This window comes from Sinimarinibacterium flocculans (assembly GCF_003201205.1).
Lineage (GTDB): Bacteria > Pseudomonadota > Gammaproteobacteria > Nevskiales > Nevskiaceae > Solimonas > Solimonas flocculans.
In genome coordinates this window covers 1-20,887 of sequence record NZ_QICN01000017.1, presented here as the reverse complement: position 1 = coordinate 20,887, position 20,887 = coordinate 1, and the positions used below count along the sequence as shown (strand labels likewise).

Here is a 20,887-nt window from a genome sequence, read left to right as displayed (position 1 = left end):
ATGAGTACCAATGCACTGGAAAAGGCCTTGTGGCAGATCGGCACCAACCCGGTGGAGACGGAGCGCTACCGCGCCAGCCCGCAGACCTACGCAGCGGAGTTCCGGCTGGACGAAGCGGAGCGGGCCATCCTGGCCGAGCTGGACGTCGGCGCCATGGCGCGGCGCGAGACCAGCACGCTGCTGCTGATGATGGCCTTCCTGGCGGTGCGCGGGCCTGGATCGATGGGCGAGTACATGCAGAGCATGAACCGTCCGGCCTGAGGCCGACCTACGAAGGAGATAGAAATGGCAGAAATAGTGGGCGGCTTCCTGATGCCGCATGACCCCTTGATCCCGAGCATTCCCGATGCGGCGGAACCGGCGCAGCGCGACCGCGTGCTCGGTGCCTTCGAGAAAATCGCGCGCCGGGTCGATGAACTTGATGCCGACACTGCGATCATCATCGGCGACGATCACTACGCACTGTTTGGACCGCACTGCATCCCGCGCTGCCTGATCGGCATCGGCGATGTCGAGGGGCCGGCCGAGAACTGGCTCGGCTTCGAGACCGGCGTGATCGAGAACAACGAGCCGCTGGCCAAGCACATCCTGTTCAGTGGCTATGACGATGGTATCGACTGGTCCTTTGCCAAGGCCCTGACGGTGGACCACGGCGTGGCCGTGCCGCATCACTACTGCGTCAAGTCCAATGCCGGGCTGCGCACCATTCCCGTGTATATCAACTGCGGTGTGATGCCGGTGGTGCAGGGCCGTCGCGCGCAGCAGATCGGCCAGAGTATCCGCCGCGCCATCGACAGCTGGAGCGGCGACGAGCGTGTGGTGGTGTTCGGCACCGGCGGCATCAGCCACTGGGTCGGCAGCGCCGAGATGGGCCGAATCAATGAGAGCTTCGACCGCCGCATCCTCGATCTCGCAGGCCGTGGCGACGTCGAGGGCCTGATCGCGCTGTCCGACGAGGAGATCCTGCGCGAAGGCGGCAATGGCGCGCTGGAGATCCGCAACTGGATTTGCGCGATGGCGGCGCTCGGCAAGGTGAGAGCGGAGCTGATGCTCTACGAGCCGGTGCCGCAGTGGATCACCGGCATCGGCTTCGCCGAACTGAAGGCGGCCTGAGCGTGCCCATGTCCGGCGAGCTGCAGTTCTTCCTGGACTTCATGAGTCCCTTTGCCTACCTCGCGCACCAGCGGCTGCCGTCGCTGGCGCGCCGCTACGGACGCGGCATTTCCTACTGCCCGATCGATCTGCCGGCGGCCAAGCGTGCCGCCGGCAACAGCGGCCCGCCCAACGTGAAGATCCCGGTGAAGCTGCGTTACCTGATGACCGACATGGATCGCTGGGCGCGGCGCTACGGCGTGCCGCTGAAATTCCCGGTGTCGCTGGACTCGGGGCTGATGAACAAGGGTCTGTACTACGCCATCGACCGGGCCCAGGAGGAGTCCTATGCAGGCGTCGCCTGGCGCCGCTGCTGGGGCGAGGGCGGCGACATGGGCGACCCCGTGCTTCTGCAGGAGGTCGCGGAAGAACTCGGCTGGGATGCCGGCGACTTCCTCGGGTTCGTCCGCTCGGAAGAAGCCGACGCGCGATACGAAGCCGGCAACCGGCGCGCCCAGGAACTGGGTGTTTTCGGGGTACCGACGATACGGATCGGCGATCAGATGTGGTGGGGCAACGACCGCCTGGACTTCCTCGAGGAGTACCTCGCGCAGCCCGATTTCAACATTGCGATTCAGGAGAACGCACCATGAGTTCCATCAATACCTTGATCGATGTGCGGAACGGCCTGCAGAGCGCGCGCATCTACCATGATCGCGACATCTACGAGCAGGAGATGGCACAGATTTTCGCGCGCTGCTGGCTGTTCCTGACGCATGAGAGCGCGATCCCGAATCCGGGCGACTTCGTCACCGCACGCATGGGACAGGACGAGGTCATCGTCGTGCGACAGAAGGATCGGGGCATCAAGGCCTTCCTCAACGTCTGCCGTCATCGTGGCGCGCGCCTGTGCCCGGTCGAGGCGGGCAACTCGCGCGGCTTCGTCTGCAACTACCACGGCTGGTCCTACGGATCGGATGGTTCGCTGCAGTCCGTGCCGTTCGAGAAAGAGCTGTACAAGGGGCGCCTGGACAAGTCCACGCATGGCCTGCGCGAGGTCGCCAAGGTCAAGAGCTATCACGGCTTCGTCTACGGCTGCTTCGATGCGGCCGCGCCGAGCCTGGAGGATTACCTGGGGGATGCGCGCTGGTACCTGGATATCTGGATGGAGGCCAGCGGCGGCGTCGAGCTGATCGGACCGCCCGGGCGCTCGATGGTGCATTGCAACTGGAAGGCGCCGAGCGAGAACTTCGTGGGCGATGCCTATCACGTCGGCTGGACCCACGCCGCCGCGCTGAAGGCTGGTGGCGGCATGCTGGCGCCGATGGCCGGCAACGCGGGTCTGCCGCCGGAGGGCGCCGGCCTGCAGGTGGCAACGCGCTACGGCCATGGCCTGGGCATCCTCTACGACGTCGCCCCGGGCGCGCACGACGGCAAGCTGGCCGCCGACCTGCTCGCCTGGCAGGCCCGCAAGCGCCCCGGGATCGAGAAAGCGGTGGGCGCCCTGCGTGCGCGCTACTACGGTTCGCACATCAATGGCTCGATATTTCCCAACAATACCTACCTCTGGGGATCCAACCTGTTCAAGGTCTGGCAGCCGCACGGGCCCGATCGCACCGAGTGCTTCACCTGGGCGATCGTGGAGAAGGACATGCCCGCGGAGCTCAAGCAGCGCATCGCCAACTCCATGCACCGCACCTTCGGCGTGGCGGGCTACTGGGAAGCGGACGACAACGACAACATGGAATCGGAAAGCCAGCTGTCACGTGGCTATGTCACGCGCCAAGGCTTCATGAACGCGCAAATGGGCATCGGCGGCGACCGCGAGGACCCGGAACTGCCGGGCGTGGTCGGCGAGTCGGCCATCGGCGAGACCTCCTACCGCGGCTACTTCCGCTTCTACCAGGAAGTGATGTCGGCGAAGAGCTGGCACGACATGGATCCCAACGACTCGCAGTGGAAGCGGCAGCTGATCGAGGCGGGGTCCGAGCCGGCTTCCGTCGCGGCAGCGGCCTGAACCCCGGAGACCCAACATGGCAAACGATGCAACGCTAGCGGTGAAACCAGACCCGGCCGGATCTGTGCCGCAGGAACAGTACGCGCCGGACGCGATCTGGCGCGAGGCCGAGCGGCTGTTGTACCGCGAGGCCCGGCTGCTCGACACCGAGCGTCTGTCCGACTGGCTGGAGCAGATCGTGGATCCGACGATCCGCTACATGGTGGTGAGCAGGGAACTGCGCTTCCGCAAGGAAAAGCGCTATGGACAGCCAGCGGAAGTCTTCATGTACGACGACGACTATGACTTCCTCAAGGCGCGTGTCGAACAGTTCCACAGCGGCATGCAATGGCGCGTCGATCCGCCGGAGCGCTACCGGCGCCTGGTGACAAACATCGAGGTGTTCGAGACCGGCAAGGCCGGCGAGATCGCGGCGCGCAGCAATTGCCTGGCGGTCCGCACGCGCCGCGCCTACGAGATCGACCAGTTCGTGTACTGCCGGGAGGACGTCCTGCGGCGCTGCCCCTTCGGCACGCTGCGCTTGGTGCAGCGGCGCATCGACTTCGACGAGCGCTCGGTGGCAGGCCGCAACCTGGTGATGATCCTTTGACGGGCGGGAAACAACATGGCGGAGCGAAGCATGGGATGGCTTGAAGGCAATGTGGCGATCGTCACCGGCGGCGGTTCCGGCCTGGGCAGGGCCCTGGTCGAGCGCTTCATCAAGGAGGGCGCGAAGATCGGCGTGCTGGAGCGCAGTGCCGAGCGCGGCGACGAACTGCGGCGCGAGTTCGGCGATCAGGTCGAGGTCGTGACGGGTGACGTCGCCACCTGGGCGGACAATGCCCGCGTGGTGGAACGGACCACCGCGCGCTTCGGCCGGCTGGACACTTTCATCGCCAACGCCGGTATCTTTGATTTTTTCCAGGCGTTGCCGCAGCTGGAGCCGGAGAAGATCTCCGCAGCCTTCGATGAACTGTTCGCGGTCAACGTCAAGGGCGGCCTGCTCGGTGCCCGGGCCGCGCTGCCGGAGCTGCTGAAGACTCGGGGCAGCATCATCTTCACGATCTCCAATGCCGGCTTCTACGCCGGCGGCGGCGGCCCGATCTACACCGCGTCCAAGCATGCGCTGGTAGGCCTGGTCAGGCAGCTCGCGCATGAGCTGGCGCCAAAGGTGCGCGTCAACGGCGTCGCTCCCGGCGGCCTGCGCACCAACCTGAGCGGCCTGGCCGCGACCGGCACCGCGCAGCAAGCGCTCAATCAGATCGACGACTTCGACCAGATGATCGTCGGTATCACGCCGTTGCGCATGGCGCCGACGACGGCACAGACCTGCGGACCCTACGTCCTGCTGGCCTCGCGCGACAACGCGGCGCCCATCACCGGCGTCGTTATCAACAGCGACGGCGGGTTTGGCGTACGCGGCATCATGAATGTCTGCGGCGGCGAGAACCTGTAACCCCATCACATAGGGAAAAAACCATGTTGAAGCTGTTCTACAGTCCCGGCGCCTGCTCGCTGGCGCCGCACATTGCCCTGCGCGAGTCAGGCCTGTCGTTCGAACTGGAGAAGGTCGACCTCGCCAACCGCCGGACCGCCTCCGGCGGCGACTACCTCTCGATCAATTCCAAGGGCTATGTGCCGGCTCTGCAGTTTGCCGACGGCTCGGTACTGACCGAAGGGCCGGCGATCCTGCAGTACGTCGCGGACCAGAATCCGGAACTGCGACTGGCGCCGCCGGTTGGCAGCCGCGAACGCTACCAGCTGCAGGCCTGGCTGAACTTCATCTCCACGGAACTGCACAAGCAGTACAGCCCGTTGTTCAACCCTGCGTGCACCGCCGAACAACGCCAGGCTGCAACCGCCGCGCTGGAGCGGCGCTACCTCTGGCTGGCCGACGAGTTGCGCGGCAGTGCCTATCTCGTCGGCGATCGCTTTACGGTCGCCGACGCCTACTTGTTCACGGTCAACGGATGGGGCGCTTTCATTGGCTTCGATCTTGGCCGCTGGCCGGTGATCGGGGAGTACCAGCAGCGCATTGCCGCTCGCCCAGCGGTGCAAGCCGCGTTGCGCTCGGAGGGCTTGCTGAAGGACATGGCCTGAGCGGCGGGGCATGGCATGAAACTCTGTCGATTCAACGGCAATTGCCTGGGAGTTCTGGTGGGAGACGGGGTGCTGGACGTGACGCCGGCGCTGGCCGTGATTCCCCTGCAGCACTGGCCGCTGGCACAGGGCGATCCCCTGATTCTGAATCTCGACGCCGTGCTGGAGCGGGTGTCGGAGCTGCTGCCCACCGCGCCGCGCCTGCCGCTGGATGGCCTGGCGATGGATTCCCCGGTGGCCAATCCCGGCAAGATCGTCAATGCGCCGATCAACTACAGGGCGCACATCGAAGAGACCAGCCGGGACGCAGCGATCGCGCATGGGCGTGACATGACCCGGAGCATCTCGGACTGGGGGCTGTTCCTGAAGGCCAGCAGTGCGCTGATCGGTCCCTCCGAACAGATTCGCCTGCGCTTTCCCGACCGCCGCAATGATCATGAGGTGGAACTGGCGGTGGTCATCGGTCGACGCTGCCACCAGGTGTCCCGTGAGGCGGCTCTGGACTACGTCGCCGGCTACGCCATCGGTCTGGACATCACGATCCGAGGCCCCGAGTTGCAGAGCTTTCGCAAGTCGCCGGACACCTATGCGGTCTGCGGGCCCTGGCTGGTGACGCGCGACGAAATCCCGGATCCCGGGGTATTGGACCTGCGCCTCTGGGTCAACAACGCGCTGCGGCAGTCGGCCAATACCCGGCAGCTGATTTACGATGTGCCGCGCCTGATCGAGTATGCGTCCAGCTTCTACACGCTCCATCCGGGTGATCTGATTTTCACGGGCACGCCGGAAGGGGTGGGGCCATTGCTGCCCGGTGACCGGGTGGATGCGGAGATCGCGCAGATTGGCCGGTTCAGCATCCAGGTGGCGGACCGCTACGCCTGATCGGACAGAAGGCTCGTCTCCATTCACCGCGTCGGCATCTTGCCGGCGCGGTGTATCCGCTCAGACGAAGCGGTCAAAGTGCAGCTGCGCGGTCGGCACGCGCTTCTCCAGCATCAGTAGTCGCTGCAGCGCGTCCGTCATCGGCGGCGGGCCGCAGAAGTAGTAGTCGTATCCGCTGGCATCGCCTGCCGACTCCAGCCAGCCCTGCAGCACCTGGTGCACGAAGCCACGCTGGCCCTCCCAGGCCCCGGCATACGCTGGGTCGGAGATCGCGGTGACGCACTCGACCCTTCTGGCCAGCGCCTCGTCGCGCGCCAGCAGGGCTGGCGCGCAGAGGTCTGCCGGCGTACGGCCACCGTAGAACAGCAGCAGGCGCCGTGACGCCAGCTCCGGGGCGCGCGCCGCAGCGGCCAGGATCGACAGCAGTGGCGAAATGCCCGAGCCGCCGCCGACACAGACGATGTCGCGGTCATTGCCCAGGCGCAGGTGTGCCATGCCGTAGGGGGCATCCAGACCGATCGTGTCGCCGGGCTGCAGGAACTCGAACAGGGCCATGCCACCGCGACCGGCACCGATCTGCTTGATCACGAACTGCCAGAGGCCCTCGTCGTTCGGCAGGTTCGACATGGAGTAGGCGCGGGCGCCGGCGACGCCTGGTAGGTCCAGCAAGGCGTACTGGCCGGGCAGGAAGTCCGCTGGCTCCCCTGCGCGGAAGCTGAACTCGGCCATGTCGGCAGTCAGCCGCGTTCTCGACACCAGGGTGGCACGCCGCCGCGTGGGTCGCAGCGACGGCTGGCAGTCCGGCTTGAGCCGGACGCGCAGTGTGCAGTCACCCCTGGGGACCGTTTGGCAGGCCAACTGCCGCCCGCGCTCGCGGGCCCGTGGCGTGAGGCCCGGGGCCTGAGGCCACAATTCCTCGAGGTCTCCGGAAACCCTTTCGAACTGGCAGGAGCCGCAGCCACCGGAACTGCACTCGTAGGGGAAGGCGATTCCGGCGCGCAGCGCGGCACGCAGCACCGTATCTCCGGCATCGCAAGGAAAGCTCTGACCGCTGGCTTCGAGGGTAATCAGGTGCCTGGCCATGTGTATGGAATAGAAAAGGCGGCCGGCGTCGACACTGCGCGCGCGGCCGCCCATGGGGGAGAAGGGAGGCTTACTGCTGCCCGAAGACGCCGATCGGACCTTCTGCAAGGTTGATGATCACGCTCTTGGTCAGCGTGTAGTGATTCATCACCTCGGCGGCAAATTCGCGGCCGAAACCGCTCTGCTTGTAGCCGCCGATTGGCATGCCGCCGAGGAAGTTGTAATAGCGGTTGACCCAGACCGTGCCGGTTTCCAGGGCCCGCGCAATACGATGGGCACGGGAGAGATCTTTGGTCCACAGGCCGCCGCCGAGGCCGTAGACCGAGTCGTTGGCCATGCGCACGACTTCGTCGTCGTCACGAAAGCCGATGACACAGCTGACCGGCCCGAAGATTTCTTCCTGGGCGATGCGCATGCTGTTGTCGACGTCGAAGAACACTGTGGGCTCGATGAACAAACCATCCTCGAATCCGGGCGGGGTGGCCTTGCGACCGCCGGCGGCGAGCTTGGCCCCTTCCTGCTGGCCGAGTTCGAGATAGCCCATGATCTTGTCGTACTGCGCTTTGGAGACCTGCGGGCCGATCTGCGTTGTCGGCTCGCGCGGGTCTCCTGCCTTTACACGCTTGAGCAGGGAAGTGAACTTGTCGAGGAACACGTCCTTGACCTTTTCGTGCACGAACACGCGGCTACCAGCCAGGCAGACCTCGCCCTTGTTGAGCACGGTCGACATCGCCGCGCCCTCGGCGGCGGCATCCAGGTCGGCATCCTCGCAGACGATATTGGCGGACTTGCCACCCAACTCCATGGTCTGCGGAATGATGTTGACGCTGGCGTACTGCATCAGCTTTTGTGCCGTCGGACGGGAGCCGGTGAAGGCGACCTTGCGCACCTTCGGGTGCGTCACCAGTGCCTCACCGACGCTGGGGCCATATCCGGTGACGACGTTGACCACGCCTGGCGGCAGAAGATCTGCCATCTCGCGGAAGAACTCCAGCACCGACAGGCAGACGATCTCGGAGGGCTTCAGCACCACGGTGTTGCCAGCAGCCAGCGCCGGCGCCAGCTTCGCAGCCATCATGATCAGCGGAACGTTCCACGGAATGATCTGCGCGACGACGCCCAGCGGTTCGCGCAGCACGATGCCCAGGGTGTTCGGTGCGTCGATCGACTGGCCATGCAGGAACCAAGGGGCTCCGGAGAATATCTCGAACTGTTCGATCGCCATCGGCAGGTCGAAATGCATCGCTTCCATCGCGGGTTTGCCGTTGTCCAGGCAATCCATCATTGCGTAGTCGGCCATGCGCACGCGTAGGCGGCGCGCCATCTCGTAGAGGATGCGCTGACGCTCGGAGCGCGGTGTCTGCGACCAGGCCGGAAAGGCTTGCGCGGCGGCGTCGACTGCACGGCGCGCGTCCTCGGCGTTGCCGGACTGGATGTGCGACAGGACCTGGCCGTTGGCGGGGTTGATCATCGGGATCCGCTCGCCGCTGGCACCCTGGACCCATTTGCCGCCGATGAAGTGGCCATACTCCTTCTGGAAGTGCTTCGCTGCCTGGGCGGCATCGCCGCTGCGGTTCCGGGGTTCGCTCTTGGTCATTCGTGGTCTCCTCGTTCGGCTGGCGGCTTGTCCGTCAGCGATCCTTGATTTCGGTATAGAGATCGTCGCCCTCGACGATCACCGGGAAGGTCTGCAGCGGCACTTCGCAGGGGAACTGCGTGGCCTCGCCGGTTCTCACGTTGAAGCAGCCGCCGTGGAGGGGGCACTCGATGGTGTCGCCCTCGAAGAAGCCGTCGCTCAGCAAGGCGACGTTGTGGGTGCAGACGTTGCTGGTGACGTAGATCTCGCCGCCGACATCGAACGCGGCAAGCGGCGGAAGGCCGGGGATGTCCAGTGGCATCATGCCGCTCGCGGGGACATCGGCCCTGCTGCAAAGCCGTATCTTTCTTGTCATTGAACTGCGCGCTCCGATTCGCGACCGTTGGTCCGTTAGCTGTTGCGAAAGGATCGTGAACGACGGAGCATCATTCAATAGAATGAGAGTAATGGACCTCATCACTCCACTGAATGTCGGTCCGGCGCGCATCGGGTTCAAATGGAGGCGCCATGGATCTGAATAAGGTCGACCTGAACTTATTGCTTGTGTTCAACCAGCTGGTAATCGAGCGGCGCGTGTCGCGCGTAGCCGAAAGCCTGGGTGTCTCGCAGCCAGCGGTGAGCAATGCGCTTAACCGCCTGCGCAAGCTGCTCAACGATGACCTGTTCCTTCGTACCTCTCACGGCATGGAACCCACGCCTCGTGCGCTGCATCTGGCCGAACCGATCGCCTACGCGATCGATACGATCAAGAGCGCGCTGAGCCAGGAGAGTGTGTTCGAACCGGCGACCAGCACGCGCAGCTTCACCATTGCGGCGACCGACATCGGCGAGATCTATTTCCTTCCGCCGCTGCTGAACCGGCTCGCGGAGATGGCGCCGGGCGTCACCCTGTCGACGATCCGCCACAACCCGGCAAACCTGAAGGACGACATGGAGAGCGGCCGCGCGGATTTTGCGATCGGCCTGCTGCCGCAGCTGCAGGGCAGCTTCTTCCGCCAGCGCCTGTTTCGTCAGCGCTTCGTTTGCGTGTTCCGCAACCAGCATCCGCTGGCCAAGCGCAAGATCGTCAGCAAGGAAGATTTCTACTCGGCGAAACACGCCGTGGTGGTGCTCCATGGCACCGGTCACGGAGAAATTGACAAGCTGATTGACCGCAAGGGCGCCGAGCGCAGGATACAGTTGTCCGTGCCGCATTTCGTGGCGATGGGCCATATCCTGCAGGAAACCGACCTGATCGCGACTCTGCCGGAGCGTCTCGCGAAACGCCTCGAAGGTCCCTTCAAGCTCACATGCGTGCCGCATCCGGTCAAACTGCCGGATCACTCCATCGACTTGTTTTGGCATGCCAAGCTGCATCGCGACCCGGCCAACCAGTGGCTGCGGCGATTGATGTTCGAGCTGTTTACCGATTGACGATGGCCGCGGGGCGTCGTTCCAGGCGCCGTCCGGCCTTGAGGATCTGACCGGGTACTTCGTGGCCGACCAGCTTCTGCAGCCTCTCGGAAGCGGTGAGCAGGATGTCGATGTCGATGCCGCAATCGTAGCCCTGCAGTTCCAGCATGTGCGCGACGTCCTCGGTGCAGACATTTCCTGTGGCACCCGGCGCATACGGGCAGCCGCCCAATCCGCCCAGCGAAGCGTCGAAGCGCCTGACGCCTGCAACTGCGCCGGCCAGCACGTTGGCCAGGCCCATGCCGCGGGTGTTGTGGAAGTGCAGTGTCAGCGTCTCCAGCGGCCATCGTCGCGCCCAGGCGGCGCAGATCGTGGACACCTGGGCGGGGTAGGCCATGCCGGTGGTATCGCAGAGCGCAATGCTGTCCACGCCGAGATCGAAGAACTGCCATGCCCAGTCGAGCACACGTGCCTGAGCGACCTCACCTTCGTAAGGACAGCCGAAGGCGGTGGATAGCGAGACGTTGATGGCGATGCCGGCCGTGCGTGCCAGGGCGACGACCTCGCGCAAGGCGCTGAAGGACTCTTCGCAGCTGCGTCGCAGGTTGGCACGGTTGTGACTCTCACTGACCGACATCACCAGGTTGAATTCGTCCGGCCGCAATGGCAGTGCGCGTTCGGCTCCCCGCAGGTTCGGCACCAGGACCGTGTAGATGATCTCCGGCGCGCGATGGATCGTGCCTAGCACGGCGTCCGCATCGGCCAGCGCCGGGATGGCCTGGGGCGATACGAAGGACGTGACTTCGATCTTGGCCAGGCCGCTGCGCGACAGCATGTCGATCAGCGCGATCTTGTCGGCGCTGGGCACAAAGCAGGCTTCGGCCTGGAGGCCGTCGCGCGGGGCGACCTCGGTGAGGTGGATGCGGGGACGCGGATTCATTGCATGGGTCATACGATGCGCGCCCCGCGCAAGGCAGAAAGGCGCTCGCCCTCGATCCCAAGGCTGGCCAGCACGGCCTCGGTGTCCTCGCCTAGCCGTGGCGCGGGGTGGCGAATTCCGCCAGGACTCAGCGAGAGCTGGGGGGTGATGCCCGGAACTTCCAGCATGTCGCCGTCCCGCGTGGTCACGGTCTGTATCATGCCGCGTGCACGGTATTGTGGGTCCTCGGCAATGTCTCGGGCGGAGTAGATCCGGCCGCAGGGTACGCTTACTGCTTGCAGTTCCCTCAGTACCTCCTCGACGCGGCGTAGCCGGGTCCAGCCGCCGATCGCTTCATCGAGTTGCGAGGCGCGCGCAACACGGCCTTCGTTGTTGGCTAGTGCCGTGTCCTGCGCCAAGTCATGGCGGCCGATCGTCTCCATCAGCCGCCTGAAGATGCTGTCGCCGTTGCCGGCGATAAGGACGTGGCCGTCGCTGCAGGGATAGGCGTTGCTGGGTGCGATACCCGGCAGCGCGCTGCCCGCTGGTTCACGGATGACGCCGGCGGCGCTGTACTCCGATAGCAGGCTCTCCATGCAGTTGAACACGGCCTCGTACAGCGCCACGTCGATCATCTGGCCGGCCCCGCCGTTGACCTTGCGGTGGTACAGCGCCAGCAGTATGCCGATCACGCCGTGCAGTGCGGCCAGGGTATCGCCGATGCTGACGCCAACCCGAACCGGCAGGCGTCCGGGCTCGCCGCTGAGGTGGCGCAGGCCGCCCATGGCTTCGCCGATGACGCCAAAGCCCGGACGGTCGCGGTAAGGGCCGGTCTGGCCATAACCGGAGATGCGCAGCATCACCAGGCCCGGGTTAAGCGCCGATAGCTCCTTCCATCCCAGTCCCCAGTCCTCCAGCACCCCGGGGCGGAAATTCTCGATCAACACGTCGGCCTCTGCCGCGAGCCGTCGCGCGATGTCCTGCGCCTCGGGCTGGCGCAGGTCCAGCGTCACCGAACGTTTGTTGCGCGACTGTATCTGCCACCAGACCGAGGTGCCGTTGCGCAGCAGGCGCCAGTTGCGCAGCGGGTCGCCCTGTCCCGGCGGCTCGATCTTGATCACCTCGGCGCCGAAGTCGCCGAGGACCTTGCCGGCGAAGGGACCGCCTATCAGCTGTCCCAATTCGAGAACCTTGAGTCCTGTCAGAGGCGGCGGGTCGGTGCGTGCGTCGCTGCTCATCGTTGATCCCTGTCGATGTTGGAGTGCGCAGACTAGCCCGCGATCCTCCGGGCGCAACATTCACGAGAGTGAACTGCATCATTCACCCCATACGATTTACTTATGGTGGAGCATCTCCGATTCTGCAATGAAAGTGGATCAGAGGAGAGCGAGGGTGGAACTGGTGGTGCGACCCAGCGGGCGTGTCCTGGAAGTACAGGCGGGGGAGACCCTGCTGGACGCGCTATTGGGCAACCAGGTTCCTATCTCGCACAGCTGCAAGGACGGACGCTGCGGCGTTTGTCGCTGCCGGCTTCTGCACGGCAAGGTCGTGGGGCCGGCGCGGCAGATGCGGCCATCGTCTGTTCCGGGATCGTCCTGCGTGCTGGCCTGCCAGAGCGTGCTGACCGAAGACTGTGTGATCGAGATTCCTGCGCCGGAAGATGTGGTAGTTCATCCGGCGCGCACGATGAAGGCCGAGGTGGTGGCGGTGGCGCCGCTGTGCCGCGACACCCTGCGGTTGAGGGTCCGGCCACAGTCGCCGCTGTCATTTTCCCCGGGACAGTACGTCGAGCTGGAATTCGAGCGCGGCCTTGCGCGTCCGTATTCGATGTGCGGGTTGCCGGGCAACGAACTGGAGTTTCACGTGCGTCTCCATCCAGGCGGCCGTGCTTCCGCCCGCCTTTCCGGAGAGCTCAAGCCCGGCGACATGCTCAAGTTGCGTGGGCCCCTGGGGATCACCTTCCTGCGATCGCGCAACGAAGATCCCATTCTCTGTGTCGGTGCCGGCACCGGCCTCGCGCCGACGCTGTCGATTCTGCGCGGCATTGCCGCCGCAGGCATGAAGAATCCGCTGCAGATCTACCTGGGGTTCACCTGTCGGGAGGATGTCTACGGCCAGGACGAACTGGCGCAGGTCCTGGAGCAGTTGCCGGCGGCGCGTGCGCACATCGTGGTCGCCGCCGGATCTATCGACCGTGGCATGAGGCGCGGCCTGCTGACGAGCGTGATCGCGGCGGACTTCCCCAGCCTTGCGGGCTGGCGTGGCTACGTCTTCGGATCGCCGCACGCGGTGGAGGCGACGGTGCGCACGCTGCGTGAGAAGCAGATGGCGGAACCGAGCATCTACGCCGAACCCTTTCACATCACCGGGAACTAACCAGGCTGCCATGACCTCCGCTGCCATGATCGATTCCGCCGGCCTCGATGCCCGCCGTCGGTACTACGAGCGCATCGACCGCCACCACCTCACGCCGCTCTGGGAAGTGCTCGGTACGCTGGTGCCACCGACGCCGCGAAGCCCGGCACAGGCGGCACTGTGGCGCTACGAGCAGGCCCGCGCCTACCTGCTTGAAGCCGGCGGGTTGATCAGCGCGCACGAGGCCGAGCGCCGCGTGCTCGTGCTGGAGAATCCCGGCCTGCGCGGGCAGTCGCGCATCACCCAGAGCCTCTATGCCGGCCTGCAGCTGATCCTGCCGGGTGAAGTCGCGCCGGCGCATCGCCACACGCAGTCGGCGCTGCGCCTGGTGCTGGAGGGCGAGGGCGCCTACACCGCGGTCGATGGCGAGCGCACGACGATGCGCCGCGGCGATTTCATCATCACGCCGGCCTGGACCTTCCACGATCACGGAAACTCCGGCACGCAGCCGGTGATCTGGCTCGATGGCCTCGATATCCCGATCGTGCAACTGCTCGACGCCGGCTTCGCCGAAAAGAACGAGCAGGACGAGCAAGCGTTGACACGGCGCGAGGGCGATGCACTCGCGCGCTACGGGTACAACATGCTGCCGGTGGATTTCGAGCCGCAGCGCCAGGATCCGACCAAGGTCTTCGTCTATCCCTACGCCCGGACGCGTGAGGCGCTGCGTGGGATCGCCGCAGGCGACATCGACCCGCATCACGGCTACAAGCTGCGCTACGTCAACCCGGCCACCGGAGGTTCGCCGATGCCGACGATCGGCGCGGCGGCGCAACTGCTGCCCGCCGGCTTCGAGACCCGTGGTTGCCGCAGTACCGACAGCAGCATCTTTGTCTGCCTGCAGGGCGGCGGCGTGGCGCGCATCGGCGAGACCGAACTGCGTTTCGGCGAGAACGACGTGTTCGTCGTCCCGTCCTGGAATGAACTGCGTCTCCAGGCGGCTTGCGAAACCATCCTGTTCAGCTATTCCGACCGCCCGGTCCAGCGACTGCTGGGTCTGTGGCGCGAGCAGAAGGCCTGATGGCCCTTCCACGGTCACAACCCGATTCACAGCACTCGAGGAGAGTTTTGGTGAAGTACGCTTTTTCGCCCGCGCCGGGCTATGTGCTGCCGGTGGCCGGCAGCGACGAACAATTTCCGGTCAATCGCATTTTCTGCGTCGGCCGCAACTATGCTGCCCACGCCCGTGAAATGGGGCAGGACGAGCGCGAGCCGCCGTTCTTCTTCATGAAACCCGCCTCCGCGATCGTGGCCGTCAACGGCCAGGTCGCGGAGATTCCATATCCGCCGATGACCGGCAATTTCCACCATGAGATCGAGCTGGTGGTGGCGATCGGCCGGCAGGGCACGGCGGTGTCGCAGGCGGAGGCCGAATCGCTGGTCTACGGCTACGCCGTGGGCCTGGACATGACGCGCCGCGACCTGCAACTGGAAGCCCGCGACAAGGGTCGCCCCTGGGAGTTCGGCAAATCCTTCTCGCAGTCCGCACCGATCGGAGCGATCCGTCGGGTCGCCGACGTTGGCCATCCGAAATCCGCTTCCATATCGCTCGCTGTCAATGGCCAGCCGCGCCAGGCTTCGGACATCGCCAAGCTCATCTGGAGCGTGCCGGAGTGCATCGCCTTCTTGTCGCAGTTCGAGACCCTGCAGCCGGGCGATCTGATCATGACCGGCACGCCGGAAGGTGTCGGCGCGGTTGTCGCCGGCGACCTGATGCTGGGACGGATCGACGGTCTAGGCGAAATCCAGGTACGCGTGGCGAGCTGAGCGCACAGGAGAACCGCCATGAACGACACCGCCATCACGCTACCTTCGTCGCTCAGTTGGCCGGGCGACGGGGTGCACCGCGTGCCCTACTGGGTCTACACCGATCCGGACACCTATCGCCGCGAACTCGAGCGCTTCTACTACGCCGGCCACTGGTGCTACATCGGCCTCGAAGCCGAGATTCCGAACCCGGGTGACTTTCGCCGCTCGGCCGTGGGCGAGCGTTCGGTGATCATGGTGCGCGCGCAGGACGGCAGCGTGCGCGTGCTGGAGAACGTCTGCGCCCATCGCGGCGCGCAGTTCTGCCGCGAGCGCCAGGGCAACCGCAAGGAGTTCGTCTGCCCCTACCACCAGTGGGCCTACGATCTGGAAGGAAAGTTGCGCGGCATTCCCTATCGCCGCGGCATCCGCCAGGACGGCCAGCTCAGCGGCGGCATGCCGGCGGACTTCCAGATGGAGGGCCGCGGCCTGACCTCGCTCAAGGTCGCGGTGCGCGGCGGCGTGGTGTTTGCCAGCTTCGACCACTCCGTGGAATCCCTCGAGGACTACCTCGGTCCGACGATCCTGTCCTACTTCGACCGCGTTTTCGACGGCCGCAAGCTGAAGGTTCTCGGCTACAACCGACAGCGTATCCCGGGAAACTGGAAGCTGATGCAGGAAAACATCAAGGATCCGTATCACCCGGGGCTGCTGCACAGCTGGTTCGTGACCTTCGGCCTGTGGCGCGCCGACAGCAAGACCTCGCTGAAGATGGATGCGCACAAGCGCCACGCTGCGATGATCGGCGTACGCAGCGTCGGTAAGCCGGCCGGAGACGTCGTCTCCGGCGTGACCAGCTACAAGGCCGACATGAGCCTGCGTGACCCGCGCCAGCTCGACATCGTGCCAGAGGAATGGTGGAAGGGCCCGACTGCGGTGATGTTGACGTTGTTCCCGAGCCTGATCATCCAGCAGCAGGTCAACAGTCTATCGATGCGGCACATCCAGCCGCGCGGGCCCGGTGTCTTCGATTTCGTGTGGACGCACTTCGCTTTCGAAGACGACAACGACGAGATGATCCAGCGCCGCCTGCTGCAGGCCAACCTGTTCGGCCCGTCCGGCTATGTCTCAGCGGACGACGGCGAGGTCATCGAGTTCTCGCAGATGGGATTCCAGGAAAAGCCCGACCAGCAATGCCTGCTGGAAATGGGTGGGCACGGCAGTGAGGAGGCAACCAACATTGCCTCGGAGACGCTGATCCGGGGCATGTACCAATACTGGCGCCGGGTGATGGGCGTATGAATCAGGCACTCGAAGCGCAGGCCTACACCGAACTGCTGCAGCTCTACGCAGAGTACACGGCCGCCATCGATGCGGGCGACTGGGACCGCTGGCCCGAGTTCTTCACCGAGGATTGCATCTACAAGCTGCAGCCGCGCGAAAACCATGAGCGTGGGCTGCCGCTGGCGACGCTGCATTTCCATAGCAAGGGCATGCTGCAGGATCGCGTCTACGGAATCCGCGAGACCCTGTTCCATGATCCTTACTACCAGCGGCATGTCGTAAGCCTGCCGCGCGTCCTGTCGGTGGACGGCGGGCGCTGGTTTCTGGAGGCGAACTACGCGGTGTTCCGCACCAAGCTTGGGGAACTCAGCACGGTGTTCAATGTCGGCCGCTACCTGGACGAGGTGGTCAGGGTGGAGGGTGCGCTGAAGTTCGCGTCGCGGTCCTGCATCTACGACAGCGAAATGATCCCCAACGCGATCATCTACCCAATCTAGGAAATTCATGACCGGTGTGCTCCGGATCACCGAGCTGATCGACTCACGCCCGCTGGGACGCCTGCAGTTCGAAGTTGCGACGCTGTGCGCTCTGGTGGCCCTGCTCGACGGCTTCGATACCCAGGTCATCGCCTACGTCGCGCCCGCGATTACTGAGCAATGGGGTATGGCGCCGTCGGCGTTGGGACCGGTGTTCGGCGCCGGGCTCTTGGGCCTGATGGCCGGTGCTCTGATCGGCGGGCCGCTGGCCGACCGTTGGGGGCGCAAGTGGACGATTGTGGTTTCGACCTTGCTGTTTGGGGCGTTCGCATTGGCGACGGCCTGGGCGCAGACGCCCGGTCAATTGCTCGCCTTGCGCCTGTTGACCGGGCTGGGCCTGGGCAGCGCGATGCCCAACCTGATCGCGCTGACCTCCGAGTATGCCCCGGCGCGCCTGCGTACCATGCTGGTGACGCTGATGTTCTGCGGCTTCCCGCTGGGCTCGATCCTCGGTGGCGTGCTTAGCGCGCTGTGGATTCCAAGCCTAGGCTGGCCGTCGCTTTTCTTGCTGGGTGGCGCTGCGCCGCTGCTGCTGGCGCTGGTGCTGGCCTGGCGCCTGCCGGAGTCGCCCGGGTTCCTGCTTTTGCGGCGCGCGCGTAGCCGTGAACTCCTGCGCGTGCTGGAACGGCTGGACCCGCGCAGGCCTCATGACCTGCGGAGCGTCACTGCCGGCGAACCGCCAGAGCCGGGATTTCCGCTGCGCGAGTTGTTCCGCGGCTCCCGCACGAAGGTCACCGTGCTGCTATGGACCGCGTTCTTCATGAATCTGCTCGTCATGTACTTCATGGTCAACTGGCTGCCGACCCTGCTGACGCTCGCCGGCTACTCGCTAAGCCTCGCGATCCTTGCCTCGTCGCTGCTCAACCTGGGCGGGATCGGCGGTGGCATCCTGTTGGCCGCCTTGGTGCGACGCTATGGGCCCTACCGGACCCTGGGAACGGCCTTCGTGCTGGTCGGCGGCATCGTGGCGGCGCTGGCCAACGTGACCGCGGTACCGCGGCTAACAATGCCGGCGATCTTCATGGCCGGAGCGGGCGTGGTCGGCGCGCAATTCTGCCTCAACGCCCTGGCTGCCGAGACCTATCCAACTGCGATCCGCGCGACCGGTGTGGGCTGGGCTCTGGGCATAGGCCGCACAGGCTCGGTCACCGGTCCGCTGCTGGGTGGCGTGCTGCTGGGCTGGGGATGGTCCCCGGACCAGCTGGTGCTGGCCTGCGCGATTCCGGCGCTGATCACGGCCGCGGCGATCCTCGGCCTGGCGCGGCTGCGTGCCCGGGATCCTGACTACGTCCCCCGAACCCTGCCTCTATGAAACTCCACACCTACTACCGCAGTTCCGCCTCCTACCGTGTCCGCATTGCGCTGAACCTCAAAGGCCTGCGCGCCGAACACCTGCCAGTGCATCTGACGCGCGATGGGGGCGAGCAGTTCCGGGCGCAGTTTCGTGCCACCAACCCCGCGGCGCTGGTACCGGTGCTGGAGGATAGTGGCGAGCGCATCGCGCAGTCGTTGGCAATCATCGAGTACCTCGATGAGCGCCATCCTGAACCGTCATTGCTGCCAGCCGCCGCCGCGGACCGCGCCTGGGTCCGGCAGATCGCGCTGGCCGTCGCCTGCGACATCCACCCGCTAAACAATCTGCGCGTCCTGAAGTACTTGACCGGACCGATGGGCCTGTCGGAGGAGCAGAAGCAGACCTGGATACGCCACTGGATCGATCTCGGGCTGCAAGCGCTGGAGAGCAGGCTGGCCACATCGCCGCGCCGCGGAGCATTTTGCTTCGGCGATCGACCGACCCTGGCGGACTGTTGCCTGGTGCCCCAACTGTTCAATGCGGAGCGTTTCGGCATGTCGCTGGACGCCTATCCGACCCTGCGGTGCATCGAGCAGGCCTGCAACGCTCTGAAGGCTTTCCAGGATGCGCATCCAGCGAATCAATCGGACGCGGAGTGATGCGAGCCGGCAGCCTGCTCTGAATGTTCCTGACCGGGGAACTTCGAGTGCATCGCGATTCCGCGACAGATCGTTCGACTGCGCCCGCGGCCAGCGGCCTCGGCCGACCTCAGCCCGGGTTGCGACCGTTTTCGGCGTAGTACTCGATGCCCTGGCGGATCTTGGCGCGGCCTTGCGGGTCGTCGCCATAGGGTGGCAGCTCATGCCAGCGCCCCCAGTCCGGGCGATGCAGTCCGGAGGCTTGTGTGCCCAGCCGGCCCAGCGCAGCAGCACCTCGTCCGGTAGCCCCACTGCACGGCCGTTGGCGCCGTAGTTCAGGCTCGAATCGTCAAGCGTGGTTTGCGCGATCGGCGGCGTGCCGAGGCCTTGCACGACGTAGGAGACGCCGACCCCTATATCGACGCTGACGCCCCGGAGATCGTGAGTCTTGCGCGCAGCCTGCATCGCGACTCGTCACGTCACGTCAAACGGTCCAGGCGATCTACGAGTGGGTGAAGGGTAACCTGCGCTATGAAGGCTTCACCGCCGCAGACTTCGGTGCGCGACACGCGCTGCGGCAGCGCAGTGGTGATTGCACCGAGTACGCTTATCTGGTCGCTGCGTTGGCCCGCGCCAACGGCTTCCCCGCCCGCGTCCTCGGTGGTTATGTCAGCGATCGCGGCTTCGTTCCGCAGGCGACTGACTATCACAACTGGGCCGAAGTTTACGTCGATGGCTCTTGGCAGTTAGCCGATGCCCAAAAAGGGAACCTGTTTCACAACTCCGAAAATTACGTTGCTTTTAGGATTATCTCCTCTGCCGCGCGAAACGAACTGGGCGACTTCCATCGCTTTCGGAGTAGCGAGGGGTTGGCCGTTTACTTCAACAAGTAGCCGCGAGGTCGAGGACAGAATCCAGCAGTGGCTGGCCTTACCGGCGCAAGTACCGGTGCCAACAGTGACAGGTGGGCTCGACTGGGAACCCGGCCCATGGATGTCGTCCTGGGAGACCTCTCTGCCGCCCGATCAGCCCCGTTATTTCAATCTCGACGGGTTCGATGGCAGGACTTGGCTGGTGACAGGTGAGAAGGCACCGGAGGACATCGTTGAGGATGATGATTTCTGGGCCGACAGTGACTATGACAACGCAGCCGAAATCGCCAAGAACCTCGTGGCGTGCTGGCCCAATTCGCCTGCCGACGTTGCCAAGTGTGCAGGGATCACCCTGCGGGAACTTCAATGGTTCACCTCAGGAAAGGCTCCCCTGGACCGACATGCACGCTTTGACCTGGAAGACTTGCTCGGCATCGAATACGACGAACGCATGGGTGGCTATGTAGGGGCCGGGCCTTATGTCCTGGTGGCCCACAAACCCCAGGCCATCAAGGAGGTCTACGAAGCCATTTCCAAAGGCGGAGACGCACGTCCCTGTGAGATTGTCCCTCGCCAGGGAGCCGCAGACCCAAGCTGGCGATACGTGTTGATCAATACGTATGGAGAGCCCCCGAGCATTGTGATGGCACCTCGCGGAGCAAATATCACGGAGCGTCTTCCGGACTTGCTTATGAATTATGACGGCATCAGGACTGTCGCTCCGGAGTTCTACCGGGATGTCGTTTCTACCTGCGCCCGGGCCTGCCGCGAACCTGCCGTCAACATCCGGGAGATGAAAGACTTCGTAAAACGCTACGAAACGCACTGGGCAGACTGCGCCTGGCAGCCGGAGTGATCTACAGATACTTCTTGAACGTCGCCGCCGCAATGCACACCGCCACGCCGAGCAATGCGGCGCTGGGCAGCAGGATCAGCAGCGGGTTCACGCTGACCGGCAGTGCCAGGTAAGTCACCCAAGGCAGTACGGCCAGCGGAATCAGGCTGGCCCTGGCGCGGTGATAGATGAACCCCGATTCGCGT

22 protein-coding genes and 2 pseudogenes are annotated in these 20,887 nt (G+C 65.0%); 18 read left to right on the top strand and 6 right to left on the bottom strand.

The window, feature by feature from the left end; genetic code table 11:
• Genes C8D93_RS19670 through C8D93_RS19635 form a run of 8 tightly spaced genes read left to right on the top strand, consistent with a single transcriptional unit; the run spans position 1 to position 6,070 of the window.
• A complete protein-coding gene (locus tag C8D93_RS19670; RefSeq protein ID WP_110266948.1) occupies positions 1-261 on the top strand; it encodes a hypothetical protein in 261 nt (86 codons plus the stop codon).
• 24 nt (positions 262-285) lie between these two features.
• A complete protein-coding gene (locus C8D93_RS19665; RefSeq protein WP_110266947.1) occupies positions 286-1,113 on the top strand; it encodes a DODA-type extradiol aromatic ring-opening family dioxygenase in 828 nt (275 codons plus the stop codon).
• Between the two features lie 8 nt (positions 1,114-1,121).
• The gene (locus C8D93_RS19660; protein ID WP_110266946.1) at positions 1,122-1,745 is read left to right on the top strand and encodes a 2-hydroxychromene-2-carboxylate isomerase; all 624 of its coding nucleotides are present in this window, start codon (positions 1,122-1,124) and stop codon (positions 1,743-1,745) included.
• Positions 1,742-3,109, top strand: a complete 1,368-nt coding sequence (locus C8D93_RS19655) for an aromatic ring-hydroxylating dioxygenase subunit alpha (RefSeq protein WP_110266945.1) — start codon at positions 1,742-1,744, stop codon at positions 3,107-3,109. Before C8D93_RS19660 ends, C8D93_RS19655 begins: the two co-directional genes overlap by 4 nt.
• Positions 3,110-3,125: 16 nt before the next feature.
• On the top strand, positions 3,126-3,698 hold the full coding sequence (locus C8D93_RS19650; RefSeq protein WP_110266944.1) for an aromatic-ring-hydroxylating dioxygenase subunit beta: 573 nt from the start codon (positions 3,126-3,128) through the stop codon (positions 3,696-3,698).
• A 30-nt stretch (positions 3,699-3,728) separates the two neighbouring features.
• Positions 3,729-4,544 carry a 3-(cis-5,6-dihydroxycyclohexa-1,3-dien-1-yl)propanoate dehydrogenase gene (gene hcaB / locus C8D93_RS19645; RefSeq protein ID WP_110266962.1) on the top strand — a complete coding sequence of 272 codons (816 nt, stop codon included), beginning with the start codon at positions 3,729-3,731 and terminating at the stop codon, positions 4,542-4,544.
• A 26-nt stretch (positions 4,545-4,570) separates the two neighbouring features.
• Complete coding sequence (gene gstA, locus C8D93_RS19640) at positions 4,571-5,188, top strand: glutathione transferase GstA (RefSeq protein ID WP_110266961.1); 618 nt, start codon at positions 4,571-4,573, stop codon at positions 5,186-5,188.
• Between the two features lie 15 nt (positions 5,189-5,203).
• A complete protein-coding gene (locus C8D93_RS19635; protein WP_170124143.1) occupies positions 5,204-6,070 on the top strand; it encodes a fumarylacetoacetate hydrolase family protein in 867 nt (288 codons plus the stop codon).
• Between the two features lie 60 nt (positions 6,071-6,130).
• Here C8D93_RS19635 and C8D93_RS19630 read toward each other — a convergent pair whose 3' ends face one another.
• The 3 genes from C8D93_RS19630 to C8D93_RS19620 all read right to left on the bottom strand — a co-directional run bounded on the left by C8D93_RS19630 (position 6,131) and on the right by C8D93_RS19620 (position 9,105).
• The gene (locus C8D93_RS19630) at positions 6,131-7,153 is read right to left on the bottom strand and encodes a 2Fe-2S iron-sulfur cluster-binding protein (protein WP_110266959.1); all 1,023 of its coding nucleotides are present in this window, start codon (positions 7,151-7,153) and stop codon (positions 6,131-6,133) included.
• 70 nt (positions 7,154-7,223) lie between these two features.
• Positions 7,224-8,750 (bottom strand): aldehyde dehydrogenase family protein, encoded by a 1,527-nt coding sequence (locus C8D93_RS19625; protein ID WP_110266943.1) that lies wholly within the window; start codon positions 8,748-8,750, stop codon positions 7,224-7,226.
• Positions 8,751-8,784: 34 nt separating this feature from the next.
• A complete protein-coding gene (locus C8D93_RS19620) occupies positions 8,785-9,105 on the bottom strand; it encodes a non-heme iron oxygenase ferredoxin subunit (RefSeq protein WP_110266942.1) in 321 nt (106 codons plus the stop codon).
• A 152-nt stretch (positions 9,106-9,257) separates the two neighbouring features.
• On the opposite strand from C8D93_RS19620, the gene C8D93_RS19615 reads away from it, so the two are divergent.
• Positions 9,258-10,163 (top strand): LysR family transcriptional regulator, encoded by a 906-nt coding sequence (locus C8D93_RS19615; RefSeq protein ID WP_110266941.1) that lies wholly within the window; start codon positions 9,258-9,260, stop codon positions 10,161-10,163.
• Here the strand turns inward: C8D93_RS19615 and C8D93_RS19610 are convergent.
• Both C8D93_RS19610 and C8D93_RS19605 read right to left on the bottom strand, forming a co-directional pair.
• Positions 10,153-11,082 (bottom strand): hydroxymethylglutaryl-CoA lyase, encoded by a 930-nt coding sequence (locus C8D93_RS19610; protein WP_110266940.1) that lies wholly within the window; start codon positions 11,080-11,082, stop codon positions 10,153-10,155. The two genes, C8D93_RS19615 and C8D93_RS19610, sit on opposite strands and share 11 nt — an antisense overlap.
• Before the next feature lie 8 nt (positions 11,083-11,090).
• Positions 11,091-12,299, bottom strand: coding sequence for a CaiB/BaiF CoA transferase family protein (locus C8D93_RS19605; RefSeq protein ID WP_110266939.1), 1,209 nt, complete (start codon positions 12,297-12,299; stop codon positions 11,091-11,093).
• 154 nt (positions 12,300-12,453) lie between these two features.
• Here C8D93_RS19605 and C8D93_RS19600 point away from each other — a divergent pair, with 154 nt between their 5' ends.
• The 9 genes and pseudogenes from C8D93_RS19600 to C8D93_RS19560 form a co-directional block, all read left to right on the top strand.
• Complete coding sequence (locus C8D93_RS19600; RefSeq protein ID WP_170124142.1) at positions 12,454-13,437, top strand: 2Fe-2S iron-sulfur cluster-binding protein; 984 nt, start codon at positions 12,454-12,456, stop codon at positions 13,435-13,437.
• Between the two features lie 10 nt (positions 13,438-13,447).
• Positions 13,448-14,497, top strand: coding sequence for a gentisate 1,2-dioxygenase (gene gtdA, locus C8D93_RS19595; protein WP_245904025.1), 1,050 nt, complete (start codon positions 13,448-13,450; stop codon positions 14,495-14,497).
• Positions 14,498-14,547: 50 nt separating this feature from the next.
• Positions 14,548-15,243 carry a fumarylacetoacetate hydrolase family protein gene (locus tag C8D93_RS19590; RefSeq protein WP_110266937.1) on the top strand — a complete coding sequence of 232 codons (696 nt, stop codon included), beginning with the start codon at positions 14,548-14,550 and terminating at the stop codon, positions 15,241-15,243.
• An 18-nt stretch (positions 15,244-15,261) separates the two neighbouring features.
• Positions 15,262-16,524, top strand: coding sequence for an aromatic ring-hydroxylating dioxygenase subunit alpha (locus tag C8D93_RS19585; RefSeq protein ID WP_110266936.1), 1,263 nt, complete (start codon positions 15,262-15,264; stop codon positions 16,522-16,524).
• The gene (locus C8D93_RS19580; RefSeq protein WP_110266935.1) at positions 16,521-17,003 is read left to right on the top strand and encodes an aromatic-ring-hydroxylating dioxygenase subunit beta; all 483 of its coding nucleotides are present in this window, start codon (positions 16,521-16,523) and stop codon (positions 17,001-17,003) included. The genes C8D93_RS19585 and C8D93_RS19580 overlap by 4 nt, the downstream gene beginning before the upstream one ends.
• Before the next feature lie 7 nt (positions 17,004-17,010).
• Positions 17,011-18,354: an MFS transporter gene (locus C8D93_RS19575; RefSeq protein WP_110266934.1), complete on the top strand. Its 1,344-nt coding sequence runs from the start codon at positions 17,011-17,013 to the stop codon at positions 18,352-18,354.
• A complete protein-coding gene (gene maiA / locus C8D93_RS19570) occupies positions 18,351-18,995 on the top strand; it encodes a maleylacetoacetate isomerase (protein WP_110266933.1) in 645 nt (214 codons plus the stop codon). The genes C8D93_RS19575 and maiA overlap by 4 nt, the downstream gene beginning before the upstream one ends.
• A gap of 470 nt (positions 18,996-19,465) precedes the next feature.
• A pseudogene (locus C8D93_RS19565) lies at positions 19,466-19,867 on the top strand (transglutaminase-like domain-containing protein); the annotation flags it as partial.
• Positions 19,863-20,702 (top strand): annotated as a pseudogene (locus C8D93_RS19560) (hypothetical protein); the annotation flags it as partial. The pseudogenes C8D93_RS19565 and C8D93_RS19560, both read left to right, overlap by 5 nt.
• 1 nt (position 20,703) lies before the next feature.
• Here C8D93_RS19560 and C8D93_RS19555 read toward each other — a convergent pair.
• Positions 20,704-20,887: IncC plasmid conjugative DNA transfer DtrJ family protein (locus tag C8D93_RS19555; RefSeq protein WP_146216677.1), on the bottom strand; the 184-nt coding region annotated here is incomplete at its 5' end.